The 11,902-nt window shown below is 48.4% G+C and carries 9 protein-coding genes; 2 read left to right on the forward strand and 7 right to left on the reverse strand.

The window, feature by feature from the left end:
- Positions 1–23 precede the first annotated feature (23 nt).
- The gene (locus HJV72_RS18455; protein ID WP_208073268.1) at positions 24–2,582 is read right to left on the reverse strand and encodes a putative bifunctional diguanylate cyclase/phosphodiesterase; all 2,559 of its coding nucleotides are present in this window, start codon (positions 2,580–2,582) and stop codon (positions 24–26) included.
- Between the two features lie 257 nt (positions 2,583–2,839).
- On the reverse strand, positions 2,840–3,496 hold the full coding sequence (locus tag HJV72_RS18460) for an ECF transporter S component (RefSeq protein WP_208073270.1): 657 nt from the start codon (positions 3,494–3,496) through the stop codon (positions 2,840–2,842).
- Positions 3,497–3,669: 173 nt separating this feature from the next.
- Here HJV72_RS18460 and coaBC point away from each other — a divergent pair, with 173 nt between their 5' ends.
- A complete protein-coding gene (coaBC, locus tag HJV72_RS18465) occupies positions 3,670–4,863 on the forward strand; it encodes a bifunctional phosphopantothenoylcysteine decarboxylase/phosphopantothenate--cysteine ligase CoaBC (protein ID WP_208073273.1) in 1,194 nt (397 codons plus the stop codon).
- Positions 4,864–4,985: 122 nt separating this feature from the next.
- Here coaBC and HJV72_RS18470 read toward each other — a convergent pair whose 3' ends face one another.
- The 4 genes from HJV72_RS18470 to HJV72_RS18485 all read right to left on the reverse strand — a co-directional run bounded on the left by HJV72_RS18470 (position 4,986) and on the right by HJV72_RS18485 (position 10,170).
- On the reverse strand, positions 4,986–6,206 hold the full coding sequence (locus HJV72_RS18470; protein WP_208073275.1) for a DUF6612 family protein: 1,221 nt from the start codon (positions 6,204–6,206) through the stop codon (positions 4,986–4,988).
- A gap of 84 nt (positions 6,207–6,290) precedes the next feature.
- Positions 6,291–7,394: a DUF917 domain-containing protein gene (locus HJV72_RS18475; RefSeq protein WP_208073277.1), complete on the reverse strand. Its 1,104-nt coding sequence runs from the start codon at positions 7,392–7,394 to the stop codon at positions 6,291–6,293.
- 24 nt (positions 7,395–7,418) lie between these two features.
- Positions 7,419–8,696 (reverse strand): cytosine permease, encoded by a 1,278-nt coding sequence (locus HJV72_RS18480; protein WP_208073279.1) that lies wholly within the window; start codon positions 8,694–8,696, stop codon positions 7,419–7,421.
- A gap of 31 nt (positions 8,697–8,727) precedes the next feature.
- Positions 8,728–10,170 (reverse strand): amidase family protein, encoded by a 1,443-nt coding sequence (locus HJV72_RS18485; protein WP_208073281.1) that lies wholly within the window; start codon positions 10,168–10,170, stop codon positions 8,728–8,730.
- Between the two features lie 257 nt (positions 10,171–10,427).
- Here HJV72_RS18485 and HJV72_RS18490 point away from each other — a divergent pair, with 257 nt between their 5' ends.
- Positions 10,428–11,126, forward strand: coding sequence for a helix-turn-helix domain-containing protein (locus HJV72_RS18490; protein ID WP_208073283.1), 699 nt, complete (start codon positions 10,428–10,430; stop codon positions 11,124–11,126).
- A gap of 52 nt (positions 11,127–11,178) precedes the next feature.
- Here the strand turns inward: HJV72_RS18490 and HJV72_RS18495 are convergent, their stop codons facing one another.
- Positions 11,179–11,691, reverse strand: a complete 513-nt coding sequence (locus tag HJV72_RS18495; RefSeq protein WP_208073286.1) for a ferritin — start codon at positions 11,689–11,691, stop codon at positions 11,179–11,181.
- Between the last annotated feature and the right edge of the window lie 211 nt (positions 11,692–11,902).

Here is an 11,902-nt window from a genome sequence, read left to right on the forward strand (position 1 = left end):
AGGTCTTAAAGGATTATTTACGGTCACTGTAACAAATGTTTGACAAACCTACAAAAATCATCTGCCTTCACGGGCTTTCCGAAATAATAGCCCTGTATAAGCTCCAGGCCGCAGTCCATTACCATCTGGTACTCCTCCTGCGTCTCTATGCCTTCCAGGCAGACCGACTTACCGACCTTGTGGCATAATTCCGTTATGGCCCGGATGAACGACATGTTAAATGCATCTGAGGTGATGCCAGCTGCAAATTCCCGGTCAATCTTCACTATGTTAACTGGTATGGACTTCAAAGACCTCAGTGAAGAATAGCCGCTTCCAAAATCATCCATGGCGATCTGTATCCCCTTGGCTTTTAGATTGTCCATACAAATCCTGACAAGCTCATCTTCTTTCGCCAGATAAGATTCTGTCAGTTCCAGCGTCACCGCCTGCGGTTCAAGACCCGCTTCAGCAAGGGCCGAGCTTACGAAGGATACGACGTCATCCTGTATGACCTGCATGTAGGACAGATTGACGCTGATTCGGAAATCAGGGCATATCTTCCTCCATTCACGGCACTGGACTGCCGCTTTCCTGAATACCCATCTTCCAAACTCCACGATCAGGCCGCTCTTTTCCAGCAAAGGAATGAACTCCACAGGGGAGACGCTGCCGTACCCCGGACAGTTCCACCTGGCCAGCGCCTCGGCTCCATAGAGCCTGCCGCCTTCAGACTCCACCTGGGGCTGGTAATATACATCAAAGCCTGCAAAGCCCCTGCCAACGCACTCCCGGAGCAGTTCTGTCAGCTTAAGCCGCCTCGTCCTCTCGAAGATAATGTCCCTCGAAAATACGGTAAGCCGGTTCTTGCCGTGCCGTTTAGAGTCTTCCAGCGCATAATCGGCATACTTCATGAGATCCAGGTAGTTATCCGCATCCTTCGGATATACGGCATAGCCTGCGGACATGGTACAGTGGTACTTTATGCCGTTCCACTCCTGCTGCCGGTCGAGTTCCTTCTGTATGTCTGTAAAGAGCCGTATGTATCCGTCTTCTCCTCCGTTCAGTATCACTACCCCGAACTCATCCCCATCCAGCCTGAAAACCGACGCGTTCTCTGGCAGTATGGATTGTATCTTTTCCGCGGTGATACGAAGAATCTGATCCCCAAAAGACCGGTTATAGAGATCGTTGATATCCTTGAACGTGTCCATATCCAGAATCATGATGCCCATGTGGCTTACTTTATTGCCGTCCACAAGATGTTTCTTGATTGTCCCCTCGAACTTGAACCTGTTATACAGCCCTGTCATATGGTCTATCTGTTCCCTTTTGCCCAGATTGGTAATAAAACCGGCAAACAGTTCCGGCACCCCCTGGACATCTCTAACCATCTTCCCCCGGCAGCGGAGCCATATCCATTCCCCCCGTACATTTCTGGCCCGGTATTCAATATTATGGTATTCCGTTCTGCCGTCTGCAATCTCCTGGTTGCTCTCCAGAAACTTGCTCTCATCATGTGGATGAATCAGGCCGCCCCAGAAAGCAGCCGCATTCTCCAGTACCAGTCCCGGAAGTCCGAATTCTTCCGCCATGGCAGGCGGATACATGAATACGCCCGTCTTCATATTTCCTACAAATATATAATCATCCGTGCTGGCGGTAAGCGCCATGTACAGATGGTCCTTGTCATACTGGAAGGAGGTCTCCTTGCCGTAATCCGTAACTGACAGCCTGCTCTGGGCCTGTTCGATATGATATCTGCGTTTCTGTATATACATCTGGCTGTCGGCCTTGGCAATGACCTGGGTAACCGTATAGCTGTCCTCCGGATAGACTTCCATCAGCCCATAGCTGAAGCTCATCCGGTAAGACAGCTTATACTGCCTCTCCATCTCCTTCAGCCTGCCCTGTATCCGGCGCATGCTGCTGTCCGCTTCCCGGCCGCTCTCTGCGTAGAAAGCGACTACAAATTCATCCCCGCTCAGCCGCAGGGCCAGGTCCTTCTCCTTCAGCGCTTCCCTGACGGCCAGCGCCGTATACCGCAGCAGCCGGTCCCCCTCCAGATGGCCGAAGCGGTCATTCACGGTCTTCAGTTCATTGATGTCGAACAAGGCGACGACCGCCGTCTTCTTCTCCTTCTTCGCCTGCTCGAGAAGCTGCCGCAGCTTCTCCTTCCCTGCCCTTCTGTTCCACAGTTCTGTCAGCTCGTCAATATTCGCAGTCTCGGAAAATGTCATACGGTTCGTAATATCCATGGAATTTTGTATATGATACGTCCTGCCGTCCAGTTCGATGAGGCTGTCATAATTCCTGTAGACGCGTCCTGTGAGCACATTATGCTCATCCCAGATGCACAGCTTCCTGTCCTTTTCACCGATGAGCTCCTTTATCCTGCAGAAGCTGCATCTGCCCTGCATCCCTTTCTGCAGTACCTGCCAGCATGCATGCCCTTCCGGATTATCAAGCCCGAACGTCTCTTTCATCACATCATTCATATACACGATTTTGTCCGTCTCCATATCGGTCACGAAAATATTAGTATATAAGCGGTTCAGGATATTTCCAAACAGTTCATTCTCAAATATATTATCAGCAGCCATACATCTTCCCTCTTCTTACGTCTTCAGTATATTGCTTTCATTGTAAGCCTTTACCACTCGTAATACAAGCTGAAACGTCCCTTCCGTTCCGGAAAATATTTCAATATGCTGGTTCTGATTGAATAAGCGATTGCACTCCAGGAAATCGCTTGTAATAAAACAGCCAGGTATCAGAATTATCGATACCTGGCCTTCCGGCAATTCTCAACTGCCGGTTAAATTCTATCCTATAAGCTATCCAGCCGCAAGCGGACATGCTACCGCACTGCCTGCGCGCTGAACATGCCGAAGTTCATCTTCTTCATCACCTGGATGAGCACCTTGCCAAGCGCCAGTACGAGTACCGCTGCCGCTGCCGCTTCGGGAATGCCTGACGCGGTCACCGTTCCCATGATCAGTCCCCATACAGCTGTAATCCCTACCTGCTTCGCATCCGCATACTGCTGGGCGAACAATACATATATGCTGCCCATGACTGTAACCGTATTCACCAGTGAACCGATAAAGCCTACGACAGGCAGTGCAATCATCTGGCTGACTTTCCACCTGGTCAGCAGAATCCAGAGCCATCCGGCCACAATGCCTATCAATATGCGGCATCCCACAGATATCCAAATCGCCTTGGCCGCACCTGCTAGTCCGGTCGTGCTCATAAATGGTGAAAAGGCAAATGACAGCAGAGTTGGTGCCATCGTGTTGCTCACCAGAGAGCAGATGCCGAACACGCCGCCTAATATCGCTCCCGCACCGGGACCAAGCAGCACTGCTCCGATAATTACCGGAATGTGTACAGTTGTCGCCTTGATAATCGGCAGCTGAATCATACCGAGCGGCGTATTCGCCAGTACGATGACGATAGCCGCCATAAGTGCAACACTGACCATCCAGCGAGTGTCATGTTTTCTTTCTCTCATTATTCAATTCCTCCTTGTTATCATTCTCCGTCAGCGGAGATACAATACAATTACGTTGTAATTATAGCATTATCTGTAATCAGTCAGCAAGTATTAATTTGCATTCAACACTTCATTTCTATATAATAAGAAGTATAATAAGATAAAAAGTTCGTACGGAAAGGATCAATATTATGAATTTAAAAGGAAAAACCATACTTCTAGGCGTCTCAGGCGGAATTGCCGCATATAAAAGTGCTTCTCTCGCAAGCCTGCTCGTAAAGACGGGTGCGGAAGTACACGTGCTCATGACAGAACACGCCAGAAACTTTATCAATCCTGTCACCTTTGAGACATTGACCGGCCACAAATGTATAACAGATACTTTTGACCGTAATTTTGAATTTAATGTGGAACATGTGGCGCTGGGCAAGAAGGCGGACGCTGTCATCCTCGCCCCTGCAACGGCTAATGTAATCGCGCGGATTGCGCACGGGCTGGCGGACGATATGCTGACAACCACGGTCCTCGCCTGCCAGTGCCCGAAGATTATCGCACCTGCCATGAATACACGCATGTATGAAAATCCAATTACGCAGGACAACCTTAAGCTGCTTGAAAAATACGGGATGGAAGTGGTATCTCCTGCCAGAGGACGGCTTGCATGCGGAGACACCGGAAGCGGAAAGATGCCGGAGCCCGATACGTTGCTGCAATATGTATTAAGGAGCTGTGCACTGCCTCAGGATATGGCTGGCCTCAGGGTCCTCGTCACGGCAGGTCCCACCCAGGAGGCAATCGATCCGGTCCGGTTCATCACGAATCATTCCTCCGGAAAGATGGGGTACAGTATTGCCAGAATCTGTATGCTCCGCGGAGCGGACGTCACATTAGTCACCGGACAGACCGCTCTGGAACCTCCGATGTTCGTGAACACGATTCCCGTCATCTCCGCCCTGGACATGTTCCGTGCCGTGACCTCCAACAGCCAGGACAAAGACATCATCATAAAGGCTGCGGCAGTTGCTGACTATCGGCCGGCACAGGTAAGTGAAGAAAAGGTGAAAAAGTCAGACAGCGAACTGTCCCTGCCCCTCGAGCGTACGGACGATATACTGAAATACCTCGGAGAACACAAAGCACCCGGCCAGTTCCTCTGTGGATTCTCTATGGAGACAGAGCATATGGTTGAAAATTCCAGAAAGAAGCTTGTCAACAAGCATCTCGACATGATCGTAGCCAATAATCTGAAAGAAGAAGGCGCGGGCTTTGCGGGCAACACGAATGTAGTCACATTCATCACCCCGGATACCCAGACGGAACTGGGCATCATGGACAAGGAGAACGTAGCCATGTGCCTTCTAGATGAGATAATGAAACGAATCTGATAATCGTCGTAAGTAACGTGGACGCCGATGGGTATGGAGCATCTGCTTTACTTGCACGGGTGGGGATAGCTGTGTGACGGTACTGGCCTGCAGCGCAACACAGCCCCCGGCTACCGCTTCGCTTAATCGTGGCAGATAAGGGTCATCTGGTTAACAGTCTTCCCTTCTGTCTCCAGCTGTATCTGGCATCTGTTATCATAGCTGTCATCTTCATACCACGAATAGGAGCAGTAATTTTCATCTTTATATTCATCGTCTGTCTCACCGTATTTGCTCAGCACGTCGGCCTCTCCGGACCCAATCTGGATGCCGCCCGGAAAGTTGACTGCATAATCTTCTGCAGTATCTTCGGTGTCAAGCGCAAGGCCGGCTGCCTCTAATTCTTCCACCTTACATGGGAGCGTCACGACTTTGTCATTTATCTGTACCGTGTAGCTGTTCCATTCCTCTTTCAGCTCTTTGCTCTGCTTTGCGGGAGTATTCTTTTTGCCGGCTTTATCAGCCTTATCTCCTTTGTCTTCGGCGCTGGTGCCAAAATCAAAAGAACTGCTGCCTGCTGTCGCTTCCAGTGCTTCCCCGGGAACCTTGATCTTATCCACTTTATCGTATTCATGATAATTGATTTCAACGTAATAGTCTTTTACTTCCAGCTCGCCGGATGATTCACCGTATATCTCTTCTGCTATCTCCTTGAGATCCACATGGATCCTGGCAGGAAGGATTGTATCTTTGTAAATGTCAATCGTACATGGAATCTGCTTTTTTGCAAGCTCCTTATCGTCAATCAGGCTGCCTGACGGATCGAAAGAATTCAGCATCCCTTCACCGATGACCGCGCTGAGAACCTTTCCTTCCACCTCGCCTTCGAGTTCAAAACATTCTTTGTCATTCACATCAACGAGCTTTTCTTTCTTTTCAAACGACTCATGTGCTTTTCCAATAGATCTGAAGACATTTTCATCGATTGCGTTTTCAACATCTTCGCTGCTCGATCTTGACCATTCGCCATTGGCGTAAGTATATGCGGCCAGCTCATCGTCCTCTTCTACGGCGTATACTTCCACATCCGTACTCATGTCAGAACCGCTGACCTTGAAGCTCAAGCTCCCTTTCATATGTGTCGCAGCCGGCTTCTTTGTGGATTCGACGTCCATATCCATAGAGATGCCTGCCGTCTGTGACTCCGCTTCCATCTCCGCTGTCACGTTCATGTTTGCGGACACAGACTTCACCTCCTTCAGATTCTTATTCACATCATTCAGCAGGTTCTCCGGGGTCGCTTTCTTTCCGCACCCTGCGGATGCCAGAACGGAATGATACGGGTAGAGTCGTTGTCCTTCCACTACAAAAGAAACCCATCCGGAGGCATATCATAACCATCCCGATGGGTTCCTTCTTTATAAACCGTACCTGCCTGAAGGGGCCTGTCATTCTTCAAACGGCACATGCTCTACATTGTCTAGCCCGATATTATGGAACACGCCATTCCAGCACGAGAAGCCTTCCGGAATACGGTACCAGGGTTCCGCGGCTTTGATGCCGATAATGGCCAACTCCATTCCTGCCTCCAGTTCATCATTCGTAATCCCCTCTCCTCTGCCAAGATGAATCATCCCGATAGAGTCAGGCGCGGTCAGCAGCAATTTTCCTGTGGAGTCGTCTTTGAGAGCCAGATTCTCATTCTGGACAAGAAGCGTATATGTCCCGTCTCCTGTATCAATCGTGGTCCTGCCAAAGTCAAAACCTTCCCTGCACACCCATTCCTTCTCCAAAACCGTTCCCCTGCAGAAGAATTTGCCATCCAGCACCTTCAGGACTTCCCGGACAGGGTCTGTATGTTCCGCTTTCGCTCGCAGCAGCGCCTTTCCGGTTTCTTGCAGGCTTGTGGCGGAACCGGCTACCAGGCACTCCTTGCAGTCTGCTTTGCTCAGAGGCGGCAGACAGTATGCAATTAGGATATTGTCGTAAGCAACTACGATACTTCTTCCGATTAATTCCATTGTAGCAGTATCACAGTTATCTGGTGTCTCGATTACTACGCTTTCTCCATATATGGACGCATAGACGAGAGGGCTTATCGGATGTCTGTACACACAGGTCAGGATATTGCCAAGCGTCGGCACCGATCTGCCGCAGGAATCCGCATTTAAGAGAGGAATGCCAGCCTCCGACGCAACCTTCAGGAAATAGGGGAGCTGGATACAGTCATGCTCCAGCGTGTAGAGATATCCTATCTTCTTTCCCTTTGCCTCCATCAGCTCCTGCATCTTGCGAAGTGCTATGATTCCATCCCGGGAATCATGGCAGACAGCTGCATTTGTGGATACCGGTCCCAGTTTTCCTACTGTTACAGCATAGAGGTCTTCCTCCATCTCATCTACATCGACCAGTTCAATCTCTATCGGCTTCTCCCTGTCTATCCGCTCTATTTCCTCAATTGCATATTGCAGCGGATAGTCGCCCCCGTCGCTTCTAAGTACAGCGCCGTGGCACATTTCTATAAAATCTTGTCTGTGAAGAATACGTGACATAAACCTTTCCTCCTAAATAATTTATTATTTTCGTGATGCATTTCCGCTCGTTAATTTCATCGTCAGGAAGTACAATATGCCGGAGACGAGTATGCCGTTGATGGTAGAAAAGCCGAAAGGGAGGAACAGGGCTGCGAGCACGCCGCAGACAAGGCATATGATACCGCTCCAGTGGAAGCCGGGACGCTCTTCCCAGTTTTCGACTTTACCATGTTTTAACAGCCAATAGTCCGTAATCATGACTCCTGCTACCGGAGGTATGCAGCTTGCCATCAAATCCAGGAAATTCGTAAAGTAATTCATAATGCCGAACACCGCCAGCATGATGCCTACGATTCCTGCTACCGCCGTTGCTGCTGCACGTTTTTTCCCTGACAGATGGAGCAGGCTTGTGATTGCCAGGCCGCCGGTATAGGCATCACAGGCCATCGTCGTCCATGTGGCAAGAACGAGAATCATCAGGCCTATGATTGGAAGTCCAAGTCTGGCAATCAAGACGGAAATGTCAGATTCTCCCGTGGCCGCGCCCATGACAGATCCTGCGATAAACAGGAACAGGCAGTAGGGAATGATGCCCACGACAGCCGCCAGGCAAGAGCCTTTCCTGTCGCGGCAGAACCTGTGGTAGTCAGGTGATATGGTACTGCCTACCGCCTGCATGCCGAACACCATCGCCACCCCTTCCGCAAGGCTGATGGGCTCGACAGGCGAGGCTTTGACAAGTTCCATAAACGATATATCCTGCAGACACGTAACCATGCCGTAGATACACAGTAGAATCAGCGCCGGAACAGCAATTATGTTCAGCTTCGATATGATCTTTTCTCCCAGGATGGAGACTGTCAGCATGATGATGCCAAGAACGATGATGGTCGCTTCACGGTTCCAGTGGATGTTATTCAGTGTCAATATCTGGATAAATGATTCTCCCGCAATCTGACAGTCGCTGCCGGTCCAGCATATGAGCGTCGTCGCCAGGATAAAGGAAATAATTATTCCGGCCCCTTCCCTGCCGAACGCCGAGCGGGCCAGCACGACGGTCGGCAGCCCGGTATCGGTTCCCTCCATCCCCTGCAGGCAGAATACGGCTGAGAGCAGCACCGTACCGATAATTACCGCGAGAATCATTTCCGCAAAAGAAAGTCCCTTGATCATGAGCGCACCGACCATAATCGTAGGTACGCAGATAGAACTTCCGGCCCAGATAAAAGATGTCTTCCACCAGCCATGACGTTCCTTTTGGGGTACCGATTTGAAAGCATCTTCTTCAAATAGAGAGTTTTTTTCTTGTTTGCTGTCCATTCCCAAACCTCCTAACTTCTTATCGTGTATTTTATCTGTCGAAAGCAGGCGGTATCCGCCGCTTAGACACTTGTTCATACCCGTAGGCCGCACGCAGGACTTTCCCCTCCTGAAATGCACTTGCATAAAAAGATATCCCAGTCGGAATACCGCTTTGTGAAAGCCCCATTGGAACGACCATCGATGGATAACCAGTGATTGCCGGCAGATTAGAGTAGCAGGGGCTTGTGATGACATCAAGCTTATGTCGGCTCATACAATCATCTATGGCATGCCGCCCTTCCTCTACCGCTCTCAGCTTTTGAGACCAGTAGGCGCCTTCCACCAGACGTCCCGTCGTCTGGTTCTGTGCCAGAAGCAGCAAGTCCTGGCCGTATCTCAATGCCGTGTTGGCATGCTGCTCGTTATAGGCCACGATATCTGCCAGAGAGCGGCATTGTCCTGTGGCATAACGGGTAAGATAATAATTAAGTGCTGACTTAAATTCATACAGCATTGTAGCCTGTCCTAATATCCCGCTTTGAAGGCCCGTGAACGGGATATCGCAGTCAACCAGTTCAGCGCCCGCCTTCTGCAGAAGAGAAAGCTCTTCTTCAAATATATCTGTACTGTCCCTGGGAAAAGAATCCTTTTCAGACCATACCCGGTTAACGCCGATTCTCAATCCCAGCAGGCTATCCTTTTTTAAAAACTTCCTGTAATCTCTATGTGTGAGATGTTCGGTACATCCGGTTGCCGGGTCGTCAATATCAGGCCCTGTGACCATGCCGCCGAGCAGTATCGCACAGTCTGTGACCGTTGCTGCCATCGGACCGGCCGTATCCTGCCCGCAGATGGGAATGATGCCAGAACGGCTGATAAGTCCTACCGTTGGCTTCAGGCCGCAGATTCCGCTTAATATAGCAGGAAAGGTGATAGATCCCGCGGTCTCTGTACCGACAGCCGCACTGCAGAAACTTCCTGCAGCCGCGGCGGCTGAACCAGAGCTGGAACCGGAGACGGGAAAGGAGGAATCATAAGGATTTTTCACCTGACCGCATCGTGAGGAATAGCCGTCAGGGAACTCACTTGCGATATAACGGGCAAATTCCGAAAGATTTGTCTTTCCAAGTATAACAGCACCCGCCTTTCTCAATTGTTCCACAAGAGGTGCATCCTTGCGTGCGAAATTATCACTTAAGGCGACCGCTCCCGCTGTCGTATGCATCTTGTCCCCTGTGCTGATATTATCCTTCAGCAAGACAGGAATGCCATGAAGCGGTCCTCTGGAACCAGATATGGCACGCTCCCTGTCCAGCGCTTCTGCCATAGAAACTGCATCCGGATTCAGTTCCGCAACGGAGTTAATCTTTGGTCCGCTCTGGTCGTATTGCTGAATACGTTTCAGATATGCTATCGTCAGATCCGCTGCATTCAGTCGGCCTTTATCCATCTCATCCTGCAGGCTGGAAATGTCTGCATTCGTTATATCCATCGTTTTCCTCCTGACATTGATATGATATAATATAAGAACCTTCTTCTTATTGTTAATATTATTATTGGATTTGAGCAGAAAGTCAAACAGCGGCATGTATCATGAAACGAAATCTTCTGTCTATAAAATTTCGTATAAAGAAATAATCTTATAAGACGAAGTATGACAGAATCGTTTAGAATCAATAAAATGATAAAAAGAATATTATGACGAAACTTTAAATTGTCATCTTATGGCGCCAGAACGGAGGAAAGACTTTGGAAAACAGAATAAAACGTGTAGGAGAACGCATCAGATTTTATCGAAAACAGCAGAAAATGACACTGGAAACGCTGGCCGCAAAAATGAATAAAAGTAAAGCGACCATATCCAAATATGAAAACGGTACGATTATAATGGATATAGAGACACTGTATGAGTTTGCTGATGTCTTTTGCATCCCAATCTACTGTCTTATTGACGATATACGGAAAGAATCTGTAAATGACGGACATATGCCGTTCACCTCTTCAACCCTGTATTTTTACATATTTAAGGGCAGTGGAAATCGGGAGATTACAGAATCCTATCTCAGTCTGGCTAAGAAGGATGACGACTGGCAGATAACACTTTATTACGGAGGAATTCCCGACAGCCTGAACAAGTCCTGTCTGGTCTATATAGGTAAAGGTTTTGGTACAGATACGACTTTTTCATTTATCGTTACTAATTATCAAAATAATCTGGACCAGATGTATTTTACTGCCAGTCTGCCGTATATTAACTGGAACGGCTATCTGGCTGGTTTCTGGGTAGGCCTTACATTTGAAGGGGTTACACCTATCTGCATGAAGGCTGTCATATCCGAAAACCGCATGGAAGACCGGGAAGCTCTGAGAAAGCTCCTTACCGTAACTACGGATGAACTGAATTATTTTAAAAAGCGGGACAAGTTCCTGTTGCGCAACGAAGAATAAGGCCTGAAAGAAGCAATACTTCCATCAGGCCTTGTCCTATATACACTGCTTCTTATAATACGAGTGACGGAGCGGTATACGTCCTTGTCCCAAGTTCACTGTCCAGCATGTAGAGACTCTTTGCATCTTCTCCGAACAGTTCAAACCTTTTGATGAGATCTTCCGCACTCTTTTCCTCTTCACCCTGTTCTTTTACAAACCAGTCTAAAAACTGCATAGTCCGGAAATCTTTCACCAAATACGCGGCATCATAAATATTGTGAATCAGATTAGTCACATATCTTTCATGCTTCAATCCTTCTTCCAGTACGCCCTTTGCATCATCAAGCGGTATATCCGGTTTGTCCACTGTCTCCAGGACCACTTTCTCTCCATTGTTCTGAAGATACTGTATCATCAGCATCGCATGGTCTCTTTCCTCCTGTGTCTGAACCTTGTACCAGTTACCAAATCCTTCTAATCCCATATCATAATAGAAGTTGGAAAATTCCAAGTACAGATATGCGGAAAAAAACTCTTTGTTTATCTGGTTATTTATTAAATCAACTACTTTTTTATCTAACATGTGCAAACCTCCTTTTATCTTGACTCTGCTTATATTATACCCTCACTGGATATTGATTTCAACTGTATAATACTTGAAGAAAACTCACATTATACCACTGACTTTAAGATAGAACAAAAAAACAATGCCATACAGCATTGTCTCATGTCTTTTGGTATGTACCTTCAAAACTGCATACAAGAAATCTCTCCATCCATTACCTGTCCACCAT

The organism is Extibacter sp. GGCC_0201 (genome assembly GCF_017566055.1).
Lineage (GTDB): Bacteria > Bacillota > Clostridia > Lachnospirales > Lachnospiraceae > Extibacter.

Excerpts from the sequence above, each read along its gene's own strand:
- HJV72_RS18455 (WP_208073268.1), bottom strand. The coding sequence starts at position 2,582 with ATGGCTGCTGATAATATATTTGAGAATGAACTGTTTGGAAATATCCTG.
- HJV72_RS18460 (WP_208073270.1), bottom strand. The coding sequence starts at position 3,496 with ATGAGAGAAAGAAAACATGACACTCGCTGGATGGTCAGTGTTGCACTT.
- coaBC (WP_208073273.1), top strand. The coding sequence starts at position 3,670 with ATGAATTTAAAAGGAAAAACCATACTTCTAGGCGTCTCAGGCGGAATT.
- HJV72_RS18475 (WP_208073277.1), bottom strand. The coding sequence starts at position 7,394 with ATGTCACGTATTCTTCACAGACAAGATTTTATAGAAATGTGCCACGGC.
- HJV72_RS18480 (WP_208073279.1), bottom strand. The coding sequence starts at position 8,696 with ATGGACAGCAAACAAGAAAAAAACTCTCTATTTGAAGAAGATGCTTTC.
- HJV72_RS18485 (WP_208073281.1), bottom strand. The coding sequence starts at position 10,170 with ATGGATATAACGAATGCAGACATTTCCAGCCTGCAGGATGAGATGGAT.
- HJV72_RS18495 (WP_208073286.1), bottom strand. The coding sequence starts at position 11,691 with ATGTTAGATAAAAAAGTAGTTGATTTAATAAATAACCAGATAAACAAA.